The sequence below is a fragment of the Geodermatophilus sp. SYSU D00684 genome, assembly GCF_054050455.1.
Genome location: NZ_JBJGZI010000016.1, coordinates 94,992 through 119,678 on the forward strand (window position 1 = coordinate 94,992; position 24,687 = coordinate 119,678).

The 24,687-nt window shown below is 76.0% G+C and carries 22 protein-coding genes; 11 read left to right on the plus strand and 11 right to left on the minus strand.

The features are described from left to right. Position 1 precedes the first annotated feature (1 nt). A complete protein-coding gene (locus tag ACI79L_RS13525) occupies positions 2-832 on the plus strand; it encodes a DUF1206 domain-containing protein (protein ID WP_456937287.1) in 831 nt (276 codons plus the stop codon). Continuing rightward, the gene (locus ACI79L_RS13530) at positions 829-1,686 is read left to right on the plus strand and encodes a DUF1206 domain-containing protein (protein WP_456937288.1); all 858 of its coding nucleotides are present in this window, start codon (positions 829-831) and stop codon (positions 1,684-1,686) included. The genes ACI79L_RS13525 and ACI79L_RS13530 overlap by 4 nt, the downstream gene beginning before the upstream one ends. Before the next feature lie 42 nt (positions 1,687-1,728). Here ACI79L_RS13530 and fabG read toward each other — a convergent pair whose 3' ends face one another. The 3 genes from fabG to ACI79L_RS13545 all read right to left on the minus strand — a co-directional run bounded on the left by fabG (position 1,729) and on the right by ACI79L_RS13545 (position 4,268). Further along, on the minus strand, positions 1,729-2,490 hold the full coding sequence (gene fabG, locus ACI79L_RS13535) for a 3-oxoacyl-ACP reductase FabG (protein WP_456937289.1): 762 nt from the start codon (positions 2,488-2,490) through the stop codon (positions 1,729-1,731). A 76-nt stretch (positions 2,491-2,566) separates the two neighbouring features. After that, positions 2,567-3,778, minus strand: coding sequence for an acetyl-CoA C-acetyltransferase (locus ACI79L_RS13540; protein WP_456937290.1), 1,212 nt, complete (start codon positions 3,776-3,778; stop codon positions 2,567-2,569). Between the two features lie 100 nt (positions 3,779-3,878). After that, positions 3,879-4,268 carry an STAS domain-containing protein gene (locus ACI79L_RS13545; RefSeq protein WP_456937291.1) on the minus strand — a complete coding sequence of 130 codons (390 nt, stop codon included), beginning with the start codon at positions 4,266-4,268 and terminating at the stop codon, positions 3,879-3,881. Positions 4,269-4,541: 273 nt separating this feature from the next. Between ACI79L_RS13545 and ACI79L_RS13550 the strand changes: the two genes are divergently transcribed. Beyond that, complete coding sequence (locus ACI79L_RS13550; RefSeq protein ID WP_456937292.1) at positions 4,542-4,856, plus strand: hypothetical protein; 315 nt, start codon at positions 4,542-4,544, stop codon at positions 4,854-4,856. A 48-nt stretch (positions 4,857-4,904) separates the two neighbouring features. Here ACI79L_RS13550 and ACI79L_RS13555 read toward each other — a convergent pair whose 3' ends face one another. Then, the gene (locus ACI79L_RS13555; protein WP_456937293.1) at positions 4,905-7,937 is read right to left on the minus strand and encodes a sacsin N-terminal ATP-binding-like domain-containing protein; all 3,033 of its coding nucleotides are present in this window, start codon (positions 7,935-7,937) and stop codon (positions 4,905-4,907) included. An 88-nt stretch (positions 7,938-8,025) separates the two neighbouring features. Here ACI79L_RS13555 and ACI79L_RS13560 point away from each other — a divergent pair, with 88 nt between their 5' ends. From ACI79L_RS13560 to ACI79L_RS13570, 3 genes are all read left to right on the plus strand, one after another. Beyond that, complete coding sequence (locus tag ACI79L_RS13560; protein ID WP_456937294.1) at positions 8,026-9,564, plus strand: aldehyde dehydrogenase family protein; 1,539 nt, start codon at positions 8,026-8,028, stop codon at positions 9,562-9,564. Continuing rightward, positions 9,561-11,201 carry a GMC family oxidoreductase gene (locus ACI79L_RS13565; protein WP_456937295.1) on the plus strand — a complete coding sequence of 547 codons (1,641 nt, stop codon included), beginning with the start codon at positions 9,561-9,563 and terminating at the stop codon, positions 11,199-11,201. The genes ACI79L_RS13560 and ACI79L_RS13565 overlap by 4 nt, the downstream gene beginning before the upstream one ends. An 85-nt stretch (positions 11,202-11,286) precedes the next feature. Next, positions 11,287-11,634: a nuclear transport factor 2 family protein gene (locus ACI79L_RS13570; RefSeq protein WP_456937296.1), complete on the plus strand. Its 348-nt coding sequence runs from the start codon at positions 11,287-11,289 to the stop codon at positions 11,632-11,634. 6 nt (positions 11,635-11,640) lie between these two features. Here the strand turns inward: ACI79L_RS13570 and ACI79L_RS13575 are convergent, their stop codons facing one another. Continuing rightward, the gene (locus ACI79L_RS13575) at positions 11,641-12,963 is read right to left on the minus strand and encodes an MFS transporter (RefSeq protein ID WP_456937297.1); all 1,323 of its coding nucleotides are present in this window, start codon (positions 12,961-12,963) and stop codon (positions 11,641-11,643) included. Between the two features lie 73 nt (positions 12,964-13,036). Here ACI79L_RS13575 and ACI79L_RS13580 point away from each other — a divergent pair, with 73 nt between their 5' ends. The 3 genes from ACI79L_RS13580 (at position 13,037) to ACI79L_RS13590 (ending at position 16,449) form a co-directional block, all read left to right on the plus strand. Further along, entirely contained in the window at positions 13,037-14,032 is a 996-nt protein-coding gene (locus tag ACI79L_RS13580) for a GlxA family transcriptional regulator (RefSeq protein WP_456937298.1), read from the plus strand. A 235-nt stretch (positions 14,033-14,267) separates the two neighbouring features. Continuing rightward, entirely contained in the window at positions 14,268-15,854 is a 1,587-nt protein-coding gene (locus ACI79L_RS13585) for a DEAD/DEAH box helicase (RefSeq protein WP_456937299.1), read from the plus strand. Positions 15,855-15,927: 73 nt separating this feature from the next. Continuing rightward, positions 15,928-16,449: a hypothetical protein gene (locus tag ACI79L_RS13590; protein WP_456937300.1), complete on the plus strand. Its 522-nt coding sequence runs from the start codon at positions 15,928-15,930 to the stop codon at positions 16,447-16,449. A 4-nt stretch (positions 16,450-16,453) separates the two neighbouring features. On the opposite strand, the gene ACI79L_RS13595 is transcribed toward ACI79L_RS13590, so the two are convergent. Further along, positions 16,454-16,993 carry a helix-turn-helix domain-containing protein gene (locus ACI79L_RS13595; protein WP_456937301.1) on the minus strand — a complete coding sequence of 180 codons (540 nt, stop codon included), beginning with the start codon at positions 16,991-16,993 and terminating at the stop codon, positions 16,454-16,456. A 64-nt stretch (positions 16,994-17,057) separates the two neighbouring features. Here ACI79L_RS13595 and ACI79L_RS13600 point away from each other — a divergent pair, with 64 nt between their 5' ends. Both ACI79L_RS13600 and ACI79L_RS13605 read left to right on the plus strand, forming a co-directional pair. Next, a complete protein-coding gene (locus tag ACI79L_RS13600; protein WP_456937302.1) occupies positions 17,058-17,396 on the plus strand; it encodes a hypothetical protein in 339 nt (112 codons plus the stop codon). Further along, the gene (locus ACI79L_RS13605; RefSeq protein ID WP_456937303.1) at positions 17,393-18,331 is read left to right on the plus strand and encodes an alpha/beta hydrolase family protein; all 939 of its coding nucleotides are present in this window, start codon (positions 17,393-17,395) and stop codon (positions 18,329-18,331) included. Before ACI79L_RS13600 ends, ACI79L_RS13605 begins: the two co-directional genes overlap by 4 nt. 50 nt (positions 18,332-18,381) lie before the next feature. Here ACI79L_RS13605 and ACI79L_RS13610 read toward each other — a convergent pair whose 3' ends face one another. The 5 genes from ACI79L_RS13610 to ACI79L_RS13630 form a co-directional block, all read right to left on the minus strand. Continuing rightward, positions 18,382-19,389 carry a sugar phosphate isomerase/epimerase family protein gene (locus ACI79L_RS13610; RefSeq protein WP_456937304.1) on the minus strand — a complete coding sequence of 336 codons (1,008 nt, stop codon included), beginning with the start codon at positions 19,387-19,389 and terminating at the stop codon, positions 18,382-18,384. Positions 19,390-19,409: 20 nt separating this feature from the next. Then, positions 19,410-20,591 carry a Gfo/Idh/MocA family protein gene (locus ACI79L_RS13615; RefSeq protein ID WP_456937305.1) on the minus strand — a complete coding sequence of 394 codons (1,182 nt, stop codon included), beginning with the start codon at positions 20,589-20,591 and terminating at the stop codon, positions 19,410-19,412. A gap of 59 nt (positions 20,592-20,650) precedes the next feature. Beyond that, positions 20,651-21,706: a substrate-binding domain-containing protein gene (locus ACI79L_RS13620; protein WP_456937306.1), complete on the minus strand. Its 1,056-nt coding sequence runs from the start codon at positions 21,704-21,706 to the stop codon at positions 20,651-20,653. Between the two features lie 103 nt (positions 21,707-21,809). Further along, positions 21,810-22,970 (minus strand): ABC transporter permease, encoded by a 1,161-nt coding sequence (locus ACI79L_RS13625; RefSeq protein WP_456937307.1) that lies wholly within the window; start codon positions 22,968-22,970, stop codon positions 21,810-21,812. An 11-nt stretch (positions 22,971-22,981) separates the two neighbouring features. After that, on the minus strand, positions 22,982-24,532 hold the full coding sequence (locus tag ACI79L_RS13630; protein ID WP_456937308.1) for a sugar ABC transporter ATP-binding protein: 1,551 nt from the start codon (positions 24,530-24,532) through the stop codon (positions 22,982-22,984). Positions 24,533-24,687: the final 155 nt, after the last annotated feature.

The following is a 24,687-nucleotide window of genomic DNA, read 5'->3' on the forward strand; positions in this document are numbered from 1 at the left end:
CATGACCGGAACGGGGACGGCGACGGGCAGGCCGGGCAGGAGCGACGCCCTCGAGAACCTGGCCCGCGTGGGGCTCGTCGCCTACGGCGTCGTCCACCTGCTCGTGGCGTGGCTGGCGCTGCAGCTGGCCTGGGGCGGCGGCGACCAGCCGGCCGACCAGTCCGGCGCGCTGGGCACCCTCGCCGAGACGCCGGTCGGCAAGCCGCTGCTGTGGGTGCTGGGCATCGGGCTGGTGGCCCTCGCGCTGTGGCAGGCCGCCGAGGTGCTGCGCTGGCGGTACGGCTGGTCGGCGTCGGGCGAGCTGCGCAAGAAGGCGGTCACCAAGTCCGTCAAGGCGGTGGCCAAGGCGGTCGTCTACGTCGTGCTGGCGGTGACCGCGTTCCGGTTCGCCACCGGCGCCGGCCAGTCGAGCGCGGCCCAGCAGCAGCAGACCGCGGCCGGGATGTTCGGCTGGCCCGGCGGCCGCTGGCTGGTCGGCGTGGCCGGCCTGGTGGTCATCGGCATCGGGATCCACCAGGTGCTCAAGGGCGTGAAGAAGAGCTTCGTCGACGAGATCGACCTCGCCTCCGCGCCGCCGTCGGCGCGCCGCACGGTCACCCGCCTCGGCCAGGTCGGTTACCCGGCCAAGGGCGTGGCGTTCGGGGTGGTCGGCGCGCTGCTGGTCTACGCGGCGGTCACGTTCGACCCGGCGAAGGTCTCGGGCCTCGACGGCGCGCTGCGCACCATCCTCGAGGCCCCGTTCGGGAAGGCGCTGCTGACCCTCGTGGCCGTGGGCATCGCCGCGTTCGGGGTCTTCTGCTTCGTCCGGGCCCGCTACCCCGAGCGGACGTGACGGGGCCGTTCTCCCGTGTGCACCGGGCGGTCGCGGCCGCCCGGGAGGTCACCGACCACCCGGTGCTGGCGGCCGCCGCCCGCGTCGGGCTGGTCGCCTACGGGGTGGTGCACCTGCTCATCGGCTGGCTGACCTGGCGGGTCTCCCGCGGCGCGGCCGGCACCGACGCCGACCAGACCGGGGCGCTGGAGACGGTCGCCGGCACCCCCGGCGGGTCGGTGCTGCTGTGGGCGATCGGCCTGGGTCTGCTGGCGCTGGCGCTCTGGCAGGGCGGGGAGGTGCTGCTGTGGTGGCGCGGGCTGCTCGACCGCGTGCACCGCACCCGCACCGCCGTCGTCTGCGCCAAGTGCCTGGCGAAGGCCTTCGTGTACGCCGTCCTCGGGGTCACCGCGCTGCTGTTCGCCGTCGGCGCCGAGTACGAGGCCGACGAGCGGCTGCGCGAGCTGACCGGCGAGACCCTCGAGGTGCCCGGCGGCGCGGTGGCGGTGGCGGTCGCGGCCACCGGCGTCGTCGCCGTGGGGCTGTACTCGCTGTGGCGCGGGGCCACCGGCGGCTTCATGAAGGACGTCGACCTGCCCGCCGCGCCCGACCGGTGGGAGCCGGTGATCGAGGCCGTCGGGCGGGTCGGGTACGTGGCGAAGGGCGTGGCGTTCGGCGTCGTCGGGGTGCTGCTGTGGCGCGCGGCGACGACCGCCGACGTCTCCACCGCCACCGGCCTGGACGGCGCGATGACCACGATCGGCCGCACCGGCGCGGGCCCGTGGCTGCTCACCGTCGTCGCGGCCGGGTTCGCGGCGTTCGGCGTCTACGCCCTGGCCCGCGCCCGCTACCCCGACCGCGACCCGTCGTCGTGAGCGGGGTGACAGAAATGGCCATTTCTGCCACCCCGATCGGCCTCAGGTGCGGGGGCCGCCGGCGACGTAGACGACCTGGCCGGAGACGAAGCCCGCGCCCTCGCTGACGAAGAACGAGACGGTGTGCGCGATGTCCTCGGGCACACCGGCGCGGGCCACCGGGATCGCCGCGGCGCGCTCGGCCACGTACTCCTCCCAGTTCCGGCCGATCCGCTCGGCGGTCGCCCTGGTCATCTCGGTCTGGATGAAGCCCGGGGCGATGGCGTTGGCGGTGACGCCGAACTTGCCCAGCTCGAGGGCGAGGGTCTTGGTGAAGCCCTGCAGCCCGGCCTTGGCGGTGGCGTAGTTGGCCTGGCCGCGGTTGCCCAGCGCCGAGGTCGAGGACAGGTTGACCACCCGGCCCCACTTCGCCTCGACCATGTGCTTCTGGCAGGCGCGGGTCATGAGGAACGAGCCGCGCAGGTGGACGTGCATGACCAGGTCCCAGTCGGCGTCGGTCATCTTGAACAGCAGGTTGTCGCGGGTGACGCCGGCGTTGTTGACCAGCACGACCGGCGGGCCGAGCTCCGCGGCGATCCGGTCGACGGCGGCCTGCACCTGCTCGGGGTCGCCGACGTCGGCCCCCACCCCCAGCGCGCGCCCGCCGGCGGCCTCGATCGCCTGGACGGTGCCCGCGGTGGAGGACTCGTCGAGGTCGAGCACCGCGACGGCGAAGCCGTCGGCGGCCAGGCGGAGCGCGGTGGCCGCACCGATGCCGCGGGCGGCGCCCGTGACGATCGCGACGCGGGCGGGGGACTCGCTCATGGGGAGGTTCTCCTCGGGGTCGGGGGCTGCCGGCCGATCATGCCGGGCAGCCCCCGGACACGCCGGGCGGGGTGTGTTACACGCGCTCCAGGACGGCGGCCAGCCCCTGCCCGCCGCCGATGCACATCGTCTCCAGGCCGTAGCGGGCGCCGCGGCGGTCCATCTCGCGGGTCAGCGTCGCGAGGATCCGCCCGCCGGTGGCACCGACCGGGTGGCCCAGCGAGATGCCCGAGCCGTTGACGTTCATCCGGTCGAAGTCGGACTCGGTGAAGCCCCACTCGCGGGTCACCGCCAGCACCTGGCTGGCGAAGGCCTCGTTGAGCTCGATGAGGTCGATGTCGGAGAGCTTGAGGCCGGCGAGGTCCAGCGCCTTCGCCGTCGCCGGGACCGGGCCGATGCCCATGGTCCGCGGCGGGACGCCGGCCACCGCCCAGGACACGACGCGGGCCAGCGGGCGCAGGCCGTGCTCGGCGGCCTTCTCCGGCGAGGTGACGACGCAGACCGCGGCGCCGTCGTTCTGGCCGCTGGCGTTGCCGGCGGTGACGGTGGCCTCGGGGTCGTCCTTGCCCATGATCGGGCGGAGCCTGGCGAGGGTCTCGACGTTCGAGTCGGGGCGGATGTGCTCGTCGCGGTCGACGACGGTGTCGCCCTTCCGGCCCTTGACCGTCACCGGGACGATCTCGTCGGCGAACCGGCCCTCCGCGGTGGCGGCGGCGGCGCGCTGGTGGCTGCGGACGGAGTACTCGTCCTGCTCCTCGCGGCCGATCGAGTACTCCCGGCGCAGGTTCTCCGCGGTCTCCAGCATGCCGCCGGGCACCGGGTGGTTCACGCCGCCGGCGGTGACGCGGCCGCGGGCCAGGCCGTCCTGCAGCAGGACGCCGGGGCCGGCCTTGACGCCCCAGCGCATGGCGGTCGAGTAGAACGGCGCGTTGCTCATCGACTCGGCACCGCCGGCCAGCACGACGTCGGCGGCGCCGGTCTGCACCTGCATCGCGGCGTACAGCACCGCCTGGAGGCCCGAGCCGCAGCGGCGGTCGACCTGGATGCCGCTCGCGGTCACCGGCAGGCCGGCGTCGAGGGCGGCGACGCGGCCGATCGCCGGCGCCTCCATGGTCGGGTAGCAGTGGCCGAGGACGACGTCGTCGACCGACTCCGGCGGCAGGCCGGTGCGCTCCATGAGCGCCCTGACGACGGTGGAGGCGAGGTCCTGCACGGGCACGTCCCGCAGCGACCCCCCGAAGCCCCCGACGGGGGTCCGCAGCGGCTCACAGATGACCGCGTCACGCACGGCGTCCTCCTCCTCGACTCGGCCGGCGGGCAGGCCCCGCACCGCCGCCGAGTGTGCTCCCCGGCGCGGTGCCGCGCGCAGCCAGGTCGGGAGGCGGGTGTTACGCGGCGCCGGCTCCCGCGCCGCGCTCGACCTGCTCGACGCCCAGGAGGTCCCACAGGCCGGTGACCTGCAGCGCCCGGACCACCGCCCGCGTGCCGACCAGCACCCGCAGCCGGGCGCCCTGCGCCTCGGCGGTGCGGTGCGCGACCGCCAGCGCGGACAGCCCGGCCGAGTCGAGGAAGGTCACGGCCTCCAGGTCCACGGTGACCACCCGCGGGTCCGCGGCGAACGCGCCGTCGAGCTCCCGGCGGAGCAGCGGCGCGCTGGCGCAGTCGATCTCACCGGTGCACACGAGCCGGGTGACCCCGTCGAGGGAGGCGGTCTCGACGGTCAGCAGGTCGTCGGCGGAGCCCGAGGTCGTCGGGGGGTCTGAGGAGATGGTGGTCACGGTGCGCCTCTCGGTCGAGGGCGGGCCCGTGCGGAGGACAGCGGCTCGAGAGCCACACCACGGCGCGGAGTCCGGCATTGGCGGAGCACGGCTGGATGTTGAACCGCAACCCGGACGGTAGGCGCGGGGCGGATGGGGCGCAAGGTCCGCCACGGGGTGTCCACCGTGCCGGGACCGGCGTGTCGCCCGCGGCGCGCGGGGCCGTGACCAGGGACTCCGCGCCCGGGACGCCGGGGACGGCCCCCGCGCGCCGGGCGCGGGGATACTGGAGGCGTGAACGCGCGACTGGTGCTGGCGGGCCTGATCTGGGCGGCGGTCTCGGTCGTCGCGTTCCTCGCCATCCCGGACGTCATCGTCGCGTCGGGACTGGTCATCTTCGGCGCCGTACTGCTGCTGGTGCTGTTCATGGCCCGGGACTGGGACACGCACTCCTCCTTCGAGGAGCGGGAGATGCTCCGCGCGCGCCGGCGCAAGGACCGCTGGGAGCGCACCGCGGGCTCCCGCGCCCGCGACCGCGAGCGGTGGGAGGCCCACCAGGCGCGCAAGGCCGCCCGCTCGGCCGGCGCCGACGACGCCCCGCAGCGGTAGCCGCCGCCCGGAAGAGGACTCGACGGGCCGGGCCGGGTCCCGGCCGAGCTAGCCGACCGCGTCCTCCGCGGCGAGGTCGGCGGCCCGGCCGGGTTCGGCGAACGCCTCGGTCAGCGCCTGCCGCAGCGACCAGGCGCCGGACCGCCAGGCCAGCGCCCGGCCGAGCGCGGCGGGGCTGCCGTCCACGTGGTCGACGCCGTCGCCGGGCCACCACGGCACCGGCCGGCCGCCGGCCAGCAGCGGTTCGTGGACGGCGACCTCGCCGGTCAGCTCCGGCACACCCAGCCGGGCGGCGGCCAGGCCGGCTCCGGGCACCGCCGCCCACGGCTGCCGGCGCACCGGGGTGCTGGTGACCTCCGCGCGCACCCGCTCGCCGGCCAGCGGGAGGTCGAGCAGGTCGGCCACCGCCGCCGGCGCGCCGCCGGCCGGGACGAGCAGCGCGTCGACGAGCGGCTGCACCCACGGGGCGTCGAGCACCACGACGGCCTCCCGCGCGGGGTCGGCGACCCGGTCCGGCGCCACCCGCACGCGGCGCGGCGGGTCGACGTCGACGCCGTCGAGGGCGCGCGCCAGCCGGGCGTGGACCGTGCGCAGCACCGGCGCCGGCACGGTGCGGGCGGGGTCGCCGAGCCGGTCGAGCAGGTCGAGGGCGGTGTCCACGTCGGCGAGGACGTCGTCGACGGTGGCCGGCAGCCGCAGCCGCCCGAGCACCGCCGGCGGCCCCTCGGCCGGGTCGTACAGCCCCTGCAGTTCCCGGCTGCCGGGTGCGCTCAGCCGGTCGGGGCGCCGGCCGGCGAGCACCGGGTGGGTGCTCAGCCACCAGCGCAGGTAGGAGGGCACCGCGACGCCGTCGAGGACGACGTCGGCCCACGCCTGCTCCGGCGCGGCGGCCAGCAGCGGCAGCGCGGCGGCCCAGTCGGCGACCAGCTCCAGGTCCCGGACGGCGGTCAGCGGCGGCCACGCCGGCGGGGGCCCGCCGGGCGGCAGCCGGTCGAGGACGGCGTCGGCCCACGCGTCGGCGGCGTCGACGTCGAGGTCGTCGGGGTCCTCGGCGTGCACCAGCGCGAAGTCGGCGAGCACGCCCGCGGCCCGCAGCACGGCCGGGTCGTGCGCGGCGGCGAAGTCCGGGTCCAGCGTCCCGAGCGCGCCGTCGCGGAGGACGGCGGCCAGCGGGGCGCCGGGCAGCAGCAGCTCCCCCGCCGGCGCCCACGCGCCCTCGGCGTCGGGCAGCGCGAGCTCGGCCAGCCAGGGCAGCTCCCCCGGCGCGGTGCCCGCGGCGGCGACCAGCGCGAGCACGGCCTCGGCGAGAGCCGCGGGGTCGCCGTCGTCGAAGCCCTCCTCGACCGCGTCGACCGACTCCTCCACCGCGCCCCGCACGGCCGGGTCGGCGAGCACGACCGCGGCGGTCGCCGGGCGCGCGCCCAGCCGCTCGAGCAGCCGCCGGGCGGCCGGGTCGGCGACGGCGCCGGGGTCGGCGACCCGCAGGTGCAGCGGGCCCAGCCGCGCCACCGGCAGGTCCTCGCCGGGCAGCAGCACCCCGGCCGGGCCCGGGGCGGTCCGCCCGTCGGCCAGCGGCACCGGCAGCGCGCCCAGCTCCTCGCGGTCGGCGCCGTCGAGGGCGGCGTACAGCCGCGCCCACCAGTCCGCCGGCCGGCCGATCCCGGAGACGGCCTCCACCACCTGCGCGGGGCCGACCCGCCGCACGCCGAGGGCGGCCAGCGCGGGTGCCCCGTCGCGCCGGGACCAGCCCGCCGGCAGCAGCCCGGGCACGACCCCGGCGAGGACGGCGACCCGCTGGTCGGTGTCCTCGGTGAGGACCGCGGCCCGGTCCGGGGGCTGCCGGGTGCCGGGGTCGTCGGCGGCCGGCAGCCAGGCAGCGGCGCGCAGCCGGTCGAGGACCGCGGAGCCCAGGGCGGCGTCGAGCTCGGCGGCGGCCAGCCCGATGCGCGGCACCAGGCCCAGCACGGCGGGGTCGGCCGGGAGCCCGGTGACCAGGTCGGCATAGGTGTCCGCGGCGACGTCGACCAGCGCGTCGGTGACCGGGCCCGGCGCCACGTGCCGGCGGTCGGGGCCGAGCGGGAACGGCGCGATCAGGCGCACGGGCAGCGACAGCGGCTCGTCGCTCGGGGTCGGGGCGTGCACCACCTGGCGCCCGGTCAGCGGCACCGGCCGGCCGTCGTCGTCGAGGGGCACCGCCCAGGTGACGTCGTAGCCGCGGCGGGCGCGCTCCTCGACCGGGCGGCCGGCCAGCAGTTCCGCGGGCAGCTCGCCGCCGCGGGTGGCCAGCCGCCAGGTGGTGGTGCGGTCGCCGTCGCGGACCCGGGCCAGCGGCGGGGTGCGCGTGCACGCCAGGATGCGGACGGCGCCGCCGACGGCGATCTCGACCTCGGCGAGGCCCGGCAGCGCCAGCAGCAGCTCGGCCTCCAGCGCCTCGAGCGCGGTGCGGACGGCGGCCCGCGACCCGGCGCGCAGCGGCAGGACCACCTCGGTGGCGAAGCCGTCGGGCGGGGGGCCGTCGGCCGGCCACGGCAGCCGCAGCACCGGCACGGCGCCGTCGCGGCGGGCCAGCTCGCCCGCGAGCGCCGGGACGTCGGCCACCGCGGCGCGGGTGTGCGCCGCGCTGAACCGGACGCCGCCGGTGGTGGAGTGGACGGCCGGTTCGTCACTGACGGCGAGGACGGCGGCGAAGCCGACGCCGAACCTGCCGACCGCCTTCAGCTGCGGCTCGCCCGGACCCACGGAGCGGCCGACGGTCTGCACCTCGTCGCGCTTGGCGGAGGCGCGGAGGGTGGCCAGGCCGCCCACCCCGGCGGCGTCCAGCGGGGCGCCGGTGTTGGCCGCGCGCAGCACCTCACCCCCGCCGCCCACCGTGGCCAGCTCCAGCCGCAGCCGCCCGGGCACGCCCGCGCGCACCGCGGCGTCGGCGGCGTTCTGCGCCAGCTCGACCAGCAGCCGGTCCCGGTAGCCGCCGCGGACCAGGTCCTCCTCGGCGTTCGCGTCCTCGCGGAAGCGCGCCGGGGAGTCGGTCCACGCGGCGAGCACGCGGCGGCGCAGCCCCGCGGTGTCGAAGGGGTCGGCCACGGGCGCCAGCATGGCAGCGCACGGACCACCCGGACGGGTCCCGGACCGGAGCTACGCGCCGGTAACTTGCGCAGGTAACCTGCGCCACATGTCGCTCGCCGAGCAGATGGACACGGTCACCGACGCCGCCGCGGGCACGGTCGACCGGCACACCACCACCCAGACCTTCGAGTCGACGAACCCGGCCACCGGCGCCGTCGTCGGCGTCTTCCCGGTCCACGACGCCGACGCCGTCCGCGGGACCGTCGAGCGCGCCCGGCCGGCCGCCGCGCGCTGGGCCGGGCTCGGGTTCGACGGCCGCCGGCAGCGGCTGGCCGCCTACCGCGGCTACCTGGCCCGGCGGATGCACGAGCTGGCCGACCTGGTGCACCGGGAGAACGGCAAGCCGCACGCCGACGCCATCCTCGAGATCACCCTCGCGGTCGACCACCTGGCCTGGGCCGGGGCGCACGCGCGGAAGACGCTCGGCCCGCGGCGGGTGCGCGCCGGGATGCTCGCGGCCAACCACGCCGCCCACCTCGAGTACCAGCCGCTGGGCGTCGTCGGCGTCATCGGCCCGTGGAACTACCCGGTGTTCACGCCGATGGGCTCGATCGCCTACGCGCTGGCCGCCGGCAACGCCGTCGTCTTCAAGCCCTCGGAGTTCACCCCCGCCGTCGGCGCCTGGCTGGCCGCCGCATGGCGCGCGGCCGTCCCCGACGTCGCCGACGCCTTCCAGGTGGTCACCGGGTCCGGCGAGACCGGCGCCGCGCTGTGCCGGGCCGGCGTGGACAAGCTGGCCTTCACCGGCTCCGGGCCCACCGGCCGCAAGGTCATGGCCGCCTGCGCCGAGACGCTCACCCCGGTGCTCCTGGAGCTCGGCGGCAAGGACGCAATGATCGTCGACGACGACGCCGACGTGGCCGCCGCCGCCGACGCCGCCGTGTGGGGCGGCATGAGCAACGCCGGGCAGACCTGCATCGGCATCGAGCGGGTCTACGCCACGGAGAAGGTCTACGACGCCTTCGTCGCCGAGGTCACCGAGCGGGTGCGCGCCCTGCGGCCGGGGTCCGACGACGAGGCCGCCTACGGCCCGATGACCATGGCGTCGCAGACCGACGTCGTGCGGCGGCACCTCGACGACGCGACGTCCTCCGGCGGCCGGGCCGTCCTCGGCGGCAGCGTGGACGGCGGCTTCGTGGCGCCGACCGTGCTGCTCGACGTGCCCGAGTCCTCGGCCGCGGTCCGCGAGGAGACCTTCGGGCCGACGCTGACCATCACCCGCGTGGCCGACGCCGAGGAGGCGCTGGAGCGCACCAACGCGACGTCGTACGGGCTGGCCGGCGCGGTGTTCTCCCGGTCGAAGGCGCGGGCGATGGACCTCGCCCGCCGGATGCGCAGCGGCATGACCAGCGTCAACTCGGTGCTGACCTTCGCCTCGATCCCGGCGCTGCCCTTCGGCGGCGTGGGCGAGAGCGGCTTCGGCCGGATCCACGGCGAGGACGGGCTCAAGGAGTTCACCCGCGCCAAGGCGATCGCCCGGCAGAGGTACGCGCTGCCGGTCAACCTCATGTCCTTCGCCCGCCCGCCGGCGGCCGCCGACGCGCTGGCACGGGTCATGGGCATGGTCCACGGGCGGCACCGGTGAGCGGCGTGCAGGCCCCGGCACCAGGTGACCGCGCCGAGTACGACGTCGTCGTCGTCGGGGCGGGCTCGGCCGGCTGCGCGCTGGCCGCGCGGCTGACCGAGGACCCGTCGGTGCGGGTGCTCCTCCTGGAGGCCGGCGGCTCCGACGACGTCCTCGAGGTGCAGATCCCGGCGGCGCTGTACAAGGTCTGGCGCACCCGGCGGGACTGGAACTACACGACCGAGCCGCAGCCGGGCCTCGGCGGGCGCGGGCTGTTCTGGCCGCGCGGGAAGCTGCTGGGCGGGTCGTCGTCGATCAACGCGATGATCTACGTCCGCGGCGCGGCGGCCGACTACGACGAGTGGGCGCAGCTCACCGGTGACCCGTCGTGGTCCTACGAGGCGGTGCTGCCGCTGTTCCGGCGGATGGAGGACAACGCACGCGGCGCCGACCGCTTCCACGGCGTCGGCGGGCCGCTGCGGGTGGAGGACCTGCGCTCGCCGCACCCGTGGACGCGCGCGGTGGTCGAGTCGGCGGTCGCGGCCGGCTACCCGCGCAACGACGACTTCAACGGCGCCGCCCAGGAGGGCGTGGGCCAGTACCAGGTGACGCAGAAGCGGGGCCGCCGCTGGTCGGCCGCCGACGCCTACCTGCGCCCGGCGCTGGGCCGGCCGAACCTCACCGTGCTCACCGGCGCGCTGACCACCCGGGTGCTGGTCTCGGGCGGGCGGGCCACCGGCGTCGAGTACCGGCGCGGCGGGCAGACGCACACCGCGCACGCGGCCGGCGAGGTCGTGCTGTGCGGCGGCGCGGTGAACTCGCCGCAGCTGCTCATGCTGTCGGGCATCGGGCCGGGCGCGCACCTGCGCGAGGTCGGCGTCGACGTCGTCCACGACCTCCCCGGCGTGGGCGGCGGGCTGCAGGACCACCCGCTGGTGCCGGTCATCTGGGACGTGCGCTCCGGGAAGTCGCTGTTCCGGGCCGAGTCGCCGTCGGGGTACGCGCAGTGGTTCGGCGCCCGGCGCGGGCCGCTGTCGTCGAACCTGGCCGAGGCGGGGCTGTTCACCCGCTCGCGGCCGGACCTCGACCAGCCCGACCTGCAGTACCACTTCCTGCCGGTCAAGTTCTGGCGGCAGGCGGAGGTCGACCCCGACGTCGACGCGTTCACCGCCGCCGCCGTCCTGGTGCACGTGCACTCCCGGGGCTCCGTGCGGCTTCGCTCGGCCGACCCGACGTGGGCACCGGCCATCGACGCCGGCTACCTCACCGACGAGCGGGACCTCGACGCGCTGGTGACCGGCGTGGAGAAGGCCCGCGAGATCGCCTCGGTCGGGCCGCTGGCCTCCGTGCTGGCCGCGGAGTGGTCCCCGGGCGGCACGGTGCGCACGGCCGACGCGCTGCGGGCGAAGGTGCGGGAGACGCTGGAGTCGCTGTACCACCCGGTGTCGTCGTGCCGGATGGGCACCGACGGCGACGCGGTGGTCGACCCGCAGCTGCGGGTGCACGGGCTCGACGGGCTGCGGGTGGTGGACGCCTCGGTGATGCCGACGCTGGTCCGCGGCAACACGAACGCGCCGACGATCATGATCGCCGAGCGCGCCGCCGACCTCATGGCCGGCCGCACCGTCGACCCGGCCCTGGCCGCCACCACCGCCTGACGCCACTGCGCTTCGGAGGGGCTGGTCCCGGTCGGGTGTCCGGAGCATCCTCGGGACCCGGCCGGGACCACGACGAGGAGGAGCCATGGCCCGCACGCCCCAGGAGGTCTTCGAGCACCACGTGGCCGCGATCGGCGCCGCCGACGTCGACGCGATCGCCGCGGACTACAGCGAGGACGCCGTCCTGATCACCCCGGACCGGGTCCTGCGCGGCCGCGACGGCGTCCGACAGCTGTTCTCCACGCTGCTCGGCGAGCTCCCCGACGCGGCCTGGGAGGTCCCCACCCGGGTCTTCGAGGGCGACGTGCTGTTCATCGAGTGGAGCGCGGTGGCCGACAAGGCCCGCGTGCTCGACGGCGTCGACACGTTCGTCTTCCGCGACGGCGAGATCCGGCTGCAGACCGTGCGGATGACCCTGGAGCGCCTGGACTGACCGCCGTCAGCCGTGGGTGGTGGCGGCCGAGGCGGTGGTCGGCTCGGTGGGCGCCGCGGGCGGGGCGGCGGGCGTCGGGCGGCGGCGGATGGAGATCGACAGCGCCGCGGCCACGAGGCACAGCGCGCCGGCGCCGAACCAGGCGAGGTCGTAGGAGCCGGTGACGTCGCGGATCACCCCGCCGCCGAACGCGGCCACCGCCGACCCCACCTGGTGCGAGGCGAACACCCAGCCGAACACGACCGGCGCCCGCGCGCCGAAGTGCTCGCGGCACAGCGCCAGGGTCGGCGGCACGGTGGCCACCCAGTCCAGCCCGTAGAAGACGATGAACGCGATCATGCTGACGTGCAGGTCCGGCCCGAACAGGGGCGGCAGCAGGAACAGCGAGAACCCGCGCAGCGCGTAGTAGGCCAGCAGCAGCACCCGCGGGTCGGTGCGGTCGGTGAGCCAGCCGGACAGCACGGTCCCGGCGATGTCGAAGACCCCGACGACGGCGAGCAGCGACGCCGCCGTCGTCACCGGCATGCCGTGGTCGTGCGCGGCCGGGATGAAGTGCGGCTGCACCAGCCCGTTGGTCGAGGCGCCGCAGATGAAGAAGCCCGCGGCCAGCAGCCAGAACGGCCGGGTGCGCGCGGCGTCGAGCAGCCCGCGGACGGCGGTGCGCGCGGCACCGGTGCGCACCGGCTCGGCGTCGTCGGCGGCGGTCCCGCCGTAGGGGACGGCACCGACGTCGCGCGGGCGGTCTCGCAGCAGCCAGGCGACGAGCGGGACGACGGCGAGCGCGGCGGCCGTGGTGCCCAACGACGCCGCCCGCCAGCCGCCGCCGGTCTGCGCGACCGCCGCGACCACCGGCAGGAACACCAGCTGCCCGGTCGCGCCGCCGGCGGTGAGGATCCCCGAGACCAGCCCGCGGCGGGCGACGAACCAGCGGCCGGTCACCGTGGCCACCAGCGACAGCGCCATCGAGCCGGTGCCCAGCCCGACCGCGAACCCCCACAGCAGCACCAGCTGCCAGCTCGCCGTCATGAACACGGTCAGCCCGCTGCCGAGCGCCGTGAGCAGCAGCGCGCCGACGACGACCCGGCGGATGCCGAACCGCTCCATGAGCGCCGCGGCGAACGGCGCGGTCAGCCCGTACAGCGCCATGTTCACCGCGACGGCGGCCGAGATGGTCGACACCGACCAGCCGAACTCCTCGCGCAGCGGGTCGATGAGCACCCCGGGCACCGCGCGGAAGGCCGCGGCCCCGACCAGCGCCAGGAAGGTCACCGCGGCCACCCACCAGGCGGGGTGGACACGGCGGGCGTGCGGCGGCGCGGCGGTGGTCACGAGCGGAGAGCATGACCGACGGCCGGGTTCCCGGGCCAGTGGCCCGGCGGCCAACACGTGCAAGGATCCGGCCATGACATCCGGCCCGGCCCCGGCCCGGCACGAGGTGGTCGTGGTCGCCGTCGACCGCGTCGTCGGCTTCGAGCTCGGGCTGCCCTACCGCCTGCTCGGGCTGGCCGAGGACGCCCACGGCCGGCCCCTCTACCGGGTGCGGGTGGCCACCCTCGACGGGCGGCCGGTGCGCACCGCCGACGGCTTCTCGGTGCTGCCCGACCACGACGGGTCGGTGCTCGCGGAGGCGGACACCGTCGTCGTCCCGGGGATCATGGGGGGCCCGGCCGTCGTCGAGGGCCGGATCCCCGGCGAGCTGCGCGACGCCCTGCGCGCGGCGGCCGGCCGGGCGCGGATGGTGTCGATCTGCACCGGCTCCTCGGTGCTCGCCGCGGCCGGCCTGCTCGACGGGCGGCCGGCCGCCACCCACTGGCGCGACGTCGAGCACTTCCGCCGCAACTTCCCCGCCGTCCGGCTCGACCCCGACGTCCTGTTCGTCGACGACGGCGACGTGCTCACCTCCGCCGGCGTGGCCGCGGGCATCGACCTGCTGCTGCACCTGGTGCGGCGCGACCACGGCAGCGAGGTGGCCAACCGGGTGGCGCGGCGCAACGTCGTCGCGCCGTGGCGGGAGGGCGGGCAGTCCCAGTTCGTCGAGCGGCCACTGCCCGAGGCCGGCGACGCCGGGACCGCGCCCACCCGCGTCTGGGCACTCGAGCGCCTGGGCGAGCCGTTGAGCCTCGCCGACCTCGCCGCGCACGCGCGCATGAGCGTGCGCACCTTCACCCGGCGGTTCCGCGAGGAGACCGGGGTGTCGCCGCAGCGGTGGCTCGCGGGGCAGCGGATCGCGCTGGCCCGCCGGCTGCTGGAGTCCACCGACGCCCCCGTCGACCGGGTCGCCGCCGACGCCGGGTTCGGCACGCCGGCGTCGCTGCGCGCCCACCTGCGCGCCGCGATCGGGGTCTCGCCCGGTGCCTACCGCCGCACCTACCGCGGGGCCGGCCGCACGGCGGTGTGACGCGCGACTCCCCCGCCCGCGGCAGGATCGGCCCCCGCGTCTGGTTGAGTGGGGCATACCGGCGCCGCCCTCGCTCATCCGGAGCTGCAGGACTCGACGTCGGGCTGGTGCAGCGCCACGGAGGCGCGCCCGGCTGTCCGACGTCGCCCACGGCGCGACCCGCCCCGCAGACGGGGCCGGCGTGCGCCCGCGTGCGGTGGCCGAGGACGGCGACCCGAGTACCACCGAGGAACCCATGACCTCCCCGCAGTCCCCCACGCCCGCCGGCACGTCCCGGCCCCGCCGCCGTCGCGGCGGCCGCGGTCGCGGCGCCGGCAGCACCGCCCCCGCCACCACGGTGCCGGCCACCACCGAGACGGCCCCGGAGCCGCAGGAGATCCCGGCCGGCGACGTCGCCACCGTGCTCCCCACCGACGCCACCTTCGCCGAGCTCGGCGTGCCCGCCCCGCTGGTCGAGGTGCTCACCGCCAGCGGCATCACCGCGCCGTTCCCCATCCAGGTCGCGACGCTGCCCGACTCCCTCGCCGGCCGCGACGTGCTCGGCCGCGGCCGCACCGGCTCGGGCAAGACCATCGCCTTCAGCCTGCCGCTGGTGGCCCGCCTGGCCGCCTCGACCACCCGGCGGCAGCCGCGCAGGCCGCGGGCCCTGGTCCTGGTGCCGACCCGCGAGCTGGCCAACCAGGTGATGGCCACCGTCGAGCCACTGGCCACGGCGCTCGGCCTGCGCACCACCACCGTCTTCGGCGGCGTCGGGCAGAACCCGCAGGTGCAGGCCCTGGCCGCCGGCGTCGACGTCGTCGTCGCCTGCCCCGGCCGGCTCGAGGACCTCATCGGCCAGGGCCACGCCGACCTGTCCGCCGTCGAGGTGACCGTGCTCGACGAGGCCGACCACATGGCCGACCTCGGCTTCCTGCCCGGCGTCAAGCGGCTGCTGGACCGCACCCCGCAGGGCGGCCAGCGGCTGCTGTTCTCCGCCACGCTGGACAACGGCGTCGACGTGCTGGTCAAGCGCTACCTGTCGCAGCCGGTGACGCACTCGGTGGACCCCGCCGTCGCGCCGGTCGCCACCATGACCCACCACGTGTTCCAGGTCAGCGCCGCCGACAAGGCCGAGGTCGTGCGCCAGCTCGCCTCGGGCCTCGGCCGCAGCGTGCTGTTCACCCGCACCAAGCACCAGGCCAAGAAGCTGGCCAGGCAACTCACTGCCGCCGGCATCCCCGCCGTCGACCTGCACGGCAACCTCAGCCAGAACGCCCGCGAGCGCAACCTCGAGGCGTTCAGCACCGGCGGCACCCGGGTGCTCTGCGCGACCGACATCGCCGCGCGCGGCATCCACGTCGACGACGTCGCGCTGGTCGTGCACGTCGACCCGCCGACCGAGCACAAGGCCTACCTGCACCGCTCCGGCCGCACCGCCCGCGCCGGCGCCGGCGGCACGGTCGTCACGCTGTCCACCCCGGACCAGAACGGCGAGGTGCGCACGCTCACCCGCCAGGCCGGCATCACCCCGGTCGTGAGCCAGGTGCGCCCCGGCGCGGAGCAGATCACCGCGCTCACCGGCCCGGCCGCGCCGCACGTCGAGCCGGCCCCGGCCCCGGCTCCCCAGCCGCAGGGCCAGGGCGGCGGCCGGCGCCGGCGCTCCGCCGGGGGCTCCGCCGCCACCCCGGCGGCGCCCGCCAAGGCGGCCGGCAAGGCGACCGGCAGCCGCGGACAGTCCCGCAGCCCGCAGGGCCCGGCCCGCACGCGCGCGGAGCTCGCCGCCCGCGCCGGGACCCACTCGGCGGCGTCGTTCAGCGGCCGCTCGCGGCGCGGGGGTCGCTGACCCGGGGGTGTCACGCCGGGGACGGTCGGGAAGAGTCGTCCCGACCGTCCCCGACGACCCTGCGAGGTGCCCGATGGCCCTGCCCATCACCCTGTCCGAGATCGGCCCCCGGATCTCGGCCGGCGCGTTCATCCTCAACAGCGGGCTGGGCAAGCGCGGCGCCGACGAGCAGACCGCCGCCGGCCTGCACGGCTTCGCCTCCGGCACGTACCCGTTCCTCAAGGACGTCCAGCCGCGGCAGTTCGTCCAGGCGCTGTCGACGGCGGAGATCGCGGTCGGCGCGGCGCTGCTGACGCCGTTCGTGCCCACCGCGCTGGCCGGCGCCCTGCTCACCGGGTTCGCCGGGGGCCTGCTCGGTCTCTACCTGCGCACGCCCGGCATGCGCAAGGAGGGCAGCCTGGCCCCGACCGAGCAGGGCCTGGCCGTCGCCAAGGACGTGTGGCTGCTCGGCATCGGCGTCGGCCTGCTGACCCGGGGCACCGTGGACCGCGGCTCCCGCCGCGTGCAGCGGGCCGCGAAGACCCTGGCCAAGGCCAACGCGCGGGTGTCGAAGGCCGAGCGCCGGGCCGGGCGGAAGGCCGCCCGCGCCGCCTGAGCCCTCACTCCCCCGGCAGGAACACCGTCCCGACGAGCCGGCGGCGGCGTCCCTCGCGAGGGGCGTTCTCCAGGCGGGCGCGGAGCGCGGCGCGCACGTCGTCGAGCAGGCCGGCGAACTCCTCGTCGTCCAGCCACAGCCCGGTCATCCGGTAGCCCACGCCGTCCCGGGCGGGATCGAGCCCGTCCGGGGCGGCGGCACCGGCGTCGACCCAGCGGTCGAAGTCCGCGAGCAGCGCCGCGACGAAGGTGCCGAAGGCGCGGCGGTGCTGCTCGGGCGTCATGCCCGCCGCCGCCTCCGGCCCGACGGAGGCCGCGGCGGTCACCAGCCGGTAGGTGCGCTCGGTGCTGCCCCGCACCCGGCGCTCCCCCACGACCTCCAGCACGCCGGCCTCGGCGAGCACGCCGACGTGCCGGTAGAGGGTGGCCACCGGGACGTCGGGGAGCTCGGCGTGCAGGTCGCCGGTGGTCAGGCTCCGGTCGCCCAGCAGGGCCTGCACGACGCGCAGGCGCACCGGGTGGAGCAGCAGGTCCGCAGACGCCACGCACTCGACCTCTCTCATGATTGACAACGGTCTCGCTGTTGGGAATGATCATGCCATGGCGACCGTGACGACGACATCCCAGACCCTGCGGATCACCCTCACCCCGGCCGAGAAGGTGCTCGGCCTGCTGCGGGACCTCGAGGTCCCGCTGACCGCGGTGCGCACGGCCGAGGTCGTCCCCGACGGGCTGGCCGCCGCCCGCGGCCTGCGCGCCCCCGGGCTCGGCGTGCCCGGCCGGCGCAAGATCGGCACCTGGCGCCGGCGGGGCGGGACGTCGTTCGTGAGCGTCCGGCGCGGGGCGGCCGTGCGCCTGGAGCTGACCGGTCAGCGCGTCGACACCCTCCTGGTGACCGTCGACGACGCGCCCGCCGTCGTCGCGGCCCTGTCGGGGACCCCGCGATGAGCCCCCGCGAGGTGCCGGTGACCGTGCCCGGCGAGCCCCCGCTGGCCGGCACGCTCACCCTCCCCGACGCGCCCGGCCCGGTGCCGGCGGTGCTGCTGGCCCCCGGCTCGGGACCGGTCGACCGCGACTCGGACCACCGGCGCGCCCGGTTCGGCGTCACCCGCGAGCTGGCGCACGCGCTGGCCGAGGGCGGCCTGGCCTCGCTGCGGTACGACAAGCGCGGCGTCGGGGCCAGCGGCGGCGGGGACTGGCGGCGCGCGGGGCTCACCGACAACGCCGACGACCTGGCCCGGGCCCGGGACGCGCTGGCCGCCCGTCCGGAGGTGGACCCCGGCCGGATCGTGCTGGCCGGCCACAGCGAGGGCGCGCTGCTCGCCGCGGCGGTCGCCGCCCGGGGCGTCCCGGTGGCCGGGGTGGTCCTGCTCGCCGGCTCCGCGACACCCGGCGACGAGCTGCTCCGCTGGCAGGCGCGCCGGATCGCCCCGATGCTGCCCGCGCCGGTCCGCGGCCTGTTGCGGCTGCTGCGCACCGACCTGGAGAAGCGGGTGGCCGCCAACCACGCGCGGATCCGGGCGACGACCGCCGACGTCGCGCGGATCGGCGGCGCCCGGGTCAACGCGCGCTGGACCCGGGAGTTCCTCGACCACGACCCGCGCACCGACCTCGCCCGGCTGACCGTGCCGGTGCTCGCGGTGACCGGCGGCAAGGACGTGCAGGTGCCCGCGGCGGACCTGGGGACGATCGCGGGGACGGTCCGCGGGCCGGTGGAGACGCTGCTGGTCCCCGACCTCACCCACACGCTGCGCCGGCAGCCGGGGCCGGCGTCGCTGCGCGCCTACCGCGGGGAGCTGCGCCGGCCCGTCGACGCCGAGGTGCTCGGCGCCGTCGTCCGCTGGTGCCGCCAGGTGACCGGCCCGGAGCGCGTGCCCGCCTGAGACGCCGGAGGGCCGGGCACCCGATCGGGTGCCCGGCCCCCTGGGGTCGCCTAGTTGCCGCTGGAGAAGGCCGCGTCGAACGCCGCGGCCGGCGGGTCGAACGCCAGCCGGCGGACGAACGCGAGCGCCTCGGGGGCGCCGACCAGGCGGTCCATGCCGGCGTCCTCCCACTCCACCGAGATCGGCCCGTCGTAGCCGATCGTGTTGAGCATCCGGAAGCAGGCCTCCCACGGGACGTCGCCGTGCCCGGTGGAGACGAAGTCCCAGCCGCGCCGCGGGTCGGCCCACGGCAGGTGCGAGCCCATCCGGCCGTTGCGGCCGTTGCCCACCTGGCGCTTCGCGTCCTTGCAGTCGACGTGGTAGATCCGGTCCTTGAAGTCCCAGATGAACGAGACCGGGTCGAGGTCCTGCCACACGAAGTGGCTGGGGTCCCAGTTGAGGCCGAAGGCCTCGCGGTGGCCGATCGCCTCGAGGGTGCGGACCGTCGTCCAGTAGTCGTAGGCGATCTCCGACGGGTGCACCTCGTGGGCGAACCGGACGCCGACCTCGTCGAACACGTCGAGGATCGGGTTCCAGCGGGCGGCGAAGTCGGCGTAGCCGTCCTCGATCATCGAGGCCGGGGCCGGCGGGAACATCGCCACGGCCTTCCAGATCTTCGACCCGGTGAACCCGACGACGGTCTCTACGCCGAGCTTGGCCGCCGCGCGGGCGGTCAGCTTCATCTCCTCGGCGGCGCGCTGCCGCACGCCCTCGGGGTCGCCGTCGCCCCAGACGCGCTTGTTGACGATGTCGCGGTGCCGCTCGTCGATCGGGTCGTCGCAGACGGCCTGGCCGTTGAGGTGGTTGGAGATGGCCCAGACCTTCAGGCCGTACTTGTCGAGCAGCGCGAGCCGCTCCTCCACGTAGGAGTCGTCGTTCGCGGCGCGCTCGACGTCGAGGTGGTCGCCCCAGCAGGCGATCTCCAGGCCGTCGTAGCCCCACTCGGACGCGAGCCGGGCCACCTCCTCGAACGGCAGGTCGGCCCACTGGCCGGTGAACAGGGTGACGGGACGGGGCATGGCGGGGGTGTCCTCTCGGGTCAGGCGGGGACGGGGGTCCACACGGAGTCGGCCGCGGCGCTGCGCTCGACGGCCTCGAGCACCCGCTGCACCTGCAGGCCGTCGGCGAAGGACGGCGTGGGGTCCTCCTGCTTGGCGATCGCGGTGAGCAGGTCGACGACCTGGTGGGTGAAGCCGTGCTCGTAGCCCAGACCGTGCCCGGCCGGCCACCAGGCCGACACGTAGGGGTGCCCGGGCTCGGTCACGAGGATGCGGCGGAAGCCGGCCACCTCGGCCGGCTCGCTGCCGTCGAACAGCTGCAGGACGTTCATGTCCTCGAAGTCGAAGGCCAGGCTGCCGGCGGAGCCGTTGACCTCGATGCGGATGGCGTTCTTGCGGCCCAGGGCGAACCGGGTCGCCTCGAAGGTGGCCACCGCGCCGCCGGAGAACCGGCCGAGGAACACCGCGGCGTCGTCGACGGTGACCTGGCCGGTGCCCTCCCCCGCGACGCCGGACAGCGACCCGGCCGCGGCGGGCAGCGGGCGCTCCTTGACGAACGTCTCGAGCAGGGCGCTGACGCCGGTGACCGTCTCCCCGGTGATGTACTGCGTGAGGTCGACGATGTGCGCGCCGATGTCGCCGAGCGCCCCCGAGCCGGCCTTGTCCTTCTCCAGCCGCCACGACATCGGTGCCGACGGGTCGGCGATCCAGTCCTGCAGGTACTGGGCGCGCACGTGGCGCACCTGGCCGATCCGGCCCTCCGCGACCAGCTGCCGGGCCAGCCCGATCGCCGGCACCCGGCGGTAGGTGAACCCGACCATCGAGCGCACGCCGCGCGCGGCGGCGCGCTCGGCGGCCTCGGTCATGGCCTCGGCCTCGGCGACGGAGTTGGCCAGCGGCTTCTCGCACAGGACGTGCTTGCCGGCCTCCAGCGCCGCGATGGCGATCTCGGCGTGGGTGTCGCCGGGGGTGCAGACGTCGACCAGGCCGACGTCGTCGCGCTCGAGGACCCGCCGCCAGTCGGTCTCCACCGAGGCCCAGCCCAGCCGGGCGGCGGCGTCGGTGGCCCGCTCCCGGTCCCGGCCCGCCAGCACGGTGAGCTCGGGGCGCAGCGGGAGGTCGAAGAAGTGGGGGGCGGTGCGCCAGGCCTGCGAGTGCGCCGCGCCCATGAAGGCGTGTCCGATGAGGCCCACCCCGAGGGTCGGCCGGTCAGGTGAGGTCATGGGGGCTCCCGGAACGGGGCGGGGCCGCCGGCGTGCACCGGCGGCCCCGCCCGGGTGGATCAGGACTCGAAGGCGGCGTCGATGTACTGGTCGACGTTCTCCGCGGTGACGACCGGCGCGTTGAGCACCGTCCGCCGCGGGACGCCCTGCGAGGTCAGGTCCGACAGGCTCTTGTCCTGCGCGACGAGGCGGGCCAGCTTGATGCCGTCGGCGGCCTGCGTGTGCGGGTAGATGACCGTCGCCTGGAGGACCGAGTTGCCCTCCTGGATCGCCCGCATGGCGTTGGCCGAGCCGGCACCGCCGACCATGAAGAACTCGTCGCGGCCGGCGTTCTCGATGGCGGCCAGGACGCCGACGCCCTGGTCGTCATCGTGGTTCCAGATGGCGTCGATCTGCGGGGCGGCCTGGAGCAGGTTGGCCGCGGCCTCCTCGCCGCCCTCGACGGTGAAGTCGGCGGCGACGCGGTTGTCGACGTTGAGCCCGCACTCCGACAGCGCGTCGGCGAAGCCCTGGCTGCGGTCCTGGGTCAGCGGCAGCGAGTCGATGCCGGCGATCTCCGCGACGACGGCGTCAGGGTTGTCGCCCAGCTGCTCGCAGATGTAGGTGCCGGCGGAGACGCCCATGCCGTAGTTGTCGCCGAGGACCGTGGACCGGGCGGCGAACGGGCTGTCGAACTCGCGGTCGACGTTGATGACCGGGATGCCGGCCTCCATCGCCTGCAGCGCGACCGGGGTCATCGCCGCGCCGTCGAAGGGCAGCAGCACGATGGCGTCGACGCCGTCGTTGATGAACGTCTCCACCTGGCTGATCTGGGTGCTGACGTCGTTGGTGCCCTCCGCGACCACCAACTCCACGTCCTCGTAGTTCTCGGCCTCGGCGCGGGCGGCCTCGGTGATGCCGGCCATCCAGCCGTGGTCGGCGGCCGGCGCCGAGAAGCCGATGGTGACGGTGTCGCCGGCCTCGTCGTTGTCGCTGGCGGCCTGGTTGCCCCCGCCGCCGCCGCTCGACTCCTCCGGGGTGTTGCTCGTGCAGCCGGCCACGAGCACGCCCGCGCTGAGCAGGGCGACCGTGGCGTACGGCAGGCGGCGGAACGGACGCTGCCTCGTTGCAGACATGCTCTCTCCTCGGGTGTCGCCTCCTCTCCGGAGGCGCTGGGCTGCCACCGGACGGGAGTCCGGTGGGTGGTGCGGTCCGGCGCGCGGGCTCGCGCGCCGGGAGTCAGAGGGTCTTGCCGCTCGCGGCCGGGCGGGTGCCGCCCGGACCGCCCTCGGCGGCCGAGCCGCCGGAGACCGCCCCGGCCGGGCCGCCCGCGGCGGGCAGGCCGCCGGACGGCGGTCCCGCGGTGGGCCGGCGGAAGCTGAACCCGCCGGTGGCCAGCCGCTGCTGCAGCAGGACGGCGAGGACGATGATCACGCCGCGGGCCACGGCCTGCGCCGAGCTCGACAGGTTGTTGAGCGTGAAGACGTTGCCGAGCGTCGTGAAGATGAGGACGCCGAGGACGGTGCCGACGATCGTCCCGCGCCCGCCGATGAGCAGCGTGCCGCCGATGACGACCGCGGCGATGGCGTCGAGCTCGTAGAGCGTGCCGTGGGTCGAGCTGCCCGTCGTCGTCCGCGCCATGATCATCACCGCGGCGATGCCGCAGGTGATGCCGGAGAGCACGTAGAGCTTGACGGTGTGCCGCTGCACCCGGATGCCGGCCAGGCGGGCGGCCTCGGCGTTGCCGCCGACGGCGAAGGTGCGCCGGCCGAACGTGGTCCGGTTGAGCAGCACCCATCCGGCGACCGCGACCAGCGCGAAGATGATCACCAGGGTCGGGACGCCGAGCACGTCACCGGAGAAGAAGGACAGGAAGTCGCTGTCCCGCACGATCTGGGTGCGCCGGTTGGCGATGATCTCGGCCAGGCCGCGCGCGGCGGCGAGCATCGCGAGGGTGGCGATGAAGGCCGCGAGCTTGCCGTAGGCGATGACCACCCCGTTGACCAGCCCGGCCACCGCGCCGACGACCAGCGCGGTGAAGACCATGACGATCCAGTGGAAGTCCTCGGCCATCTGCTGGGTGGCCAGCGTCGTGGCCCACACCGACGCCAGCGCCACCAGCGCGCCGACCGACAGGTCGATGCCGCCGCCGATGATCACGAACGTCATGCCGACGCTGACCACGCCGATGACCGAGGCCAGCCGCAGGATCGTCAGGATGTTGTCGACGTCGGCGAAGCGGTCCCCCGCCGTGATGACGCCGACCACGCACAGGATCACCAGCGCGACGACCAGGCCCAGGTTGCGGCCGACCGGTCCGCTCATGAACCCGCCCCCCGACCGGTCCCGGCCGGCGTCCTTGCCGGAGCCCGCGGTCACCGCGGTGCTGCCCTCACTCATGCCCTGCCCACTCATGCGACGTCCCCTTCGTGCACCGGGACGCCGTGCGTCGACGTCCCCTCCATGACCAGGTCGAGCACGCGGTGCTCGTCGAGGGCCGAGGCGGGCTCCTCCGCCAGCACCCGGCCCTCCGCGACGACGAGGACCCGGTCGGCCAGACCGAGCACCTCCGGGATCTCGCTGGAGACGACGACCACGGCGACGCCGCGGTCGGCGAGGTCGCGCACCAGCGCGTAGATCTCCGAGCGCGCCCCGACGTCGACGCCGCGGGTGGGCTCGTCGAGCAGCAGCACCCGGCAGTCGCGCAGCAGCCAGCGGGCGAGCACGACCTTCTGCTGGTTGCCGCCGGAGAGGGTGCGCACCTCGCGGGTCTCGTCGGCCGGGCGCACGTCGAGCGACTTCACCTGCTCGCGGGCGGCCTCGCGCTCGGCGGCGCCGGACAGGAAGCCGCCCCGGGCGAAGCGGGCCAGGCTGGAGATGCTGATGTTGCGGGCGACGGACTCGCCGAGCAGCAGTGCCTGGCTCTTGCGCTCCTCGGGCGCGAGCCCCACGCCCGCGGCCACCGCGGCGCCGACGTCGCCGTGCCGCAGCCGGCGCCCGTCCACACGGACGCTGCCGCCGGTGGCGCGCCGGGCGCCGTAGACGGTCTCGAGGATCTCGGACCGGCCCGAGCCGACCAGCCCGGCCAGCCCGACGATCTCGCCCGGGCGCACGGTGAAGGAGACGTGGGAGAACGAGCCGTGCAGCGACAGGTCCTCGACCTCGAGCACCGGCTCGGCGGTGGGCGCCGGACGGTGGTGGCGCTCGGGGAAGACGTACTCGATGTCCCGGCCGGTCATCAGCGTGATGACCTCGCGGGTCGGCGTCTCGCGGGCGGGCAGCCCGGTGGCGACGGTCCGGCCGTCCTTGAGGACGGTGATCCGGTCGCCGATCTCGCGGATCTCCTCCAGCCGGTGGGAGATGTAGACGACGGCGACGTCGTGGGCGGTGAGGTCGCGGATGACCGTGAACAGCCGCTCGACCTCCTCGTTGTCGAGGACCGCCGAGGGCTCGTCCATGATGATCAGCCGCGCGTCCTGGGACAGCGCCCGCGCGATGCTCACCATCTGCTGGGAGGCCGCGGGCAGCGAGCCGACCTCGGCGGACGGCCGGATCTCGGGGTGGCCGAGCCGGGTGAGCAGCTCCCCCGCCCGCCGGTTGAGCTCGCGCGGCCGCACGAAGCCCATCTGGGCCTGCTCACGGCCGAGGAAGACGTTGTCGGCGACGGTGAGCCCGGCGACGAGGTCGAGCTCCTGGTAGATCGTCGCGATGCCCAGCCCGAGCGCGGCCTGCGGCGTGGACAACCGGACCTGCTCGCCGCGCCACCAGATGGCGCCCTCGTCGGGCTGGTGCGCGCCGGCGAGGACCTTGATCAGGGTCGACTTGCCGGCGCCGTTCTGGCCGAGGAGGCAGTGCACCTCCCCCGCGCGGACGTCGAGGTCCACGCCGCCGAGCGCACGGACGCCCGGGAATGTCTTGACGATGCCGTGCATCTCCAGCAGCGGCGCCCCTGCGGGTGGCATGGCCTCACCTCGGACTTCTGCTCAACGCTGACCATTAGTCTGTGCAGCGGTGACCATATGAACGGAGTCACAAGGGGTCAAGGGGCCGTGAGCGGTGTCACCGAACCGAGACCTGCGACCGGCCAGGTCAGGGCAGAAATGGCCATTTCTGCCGT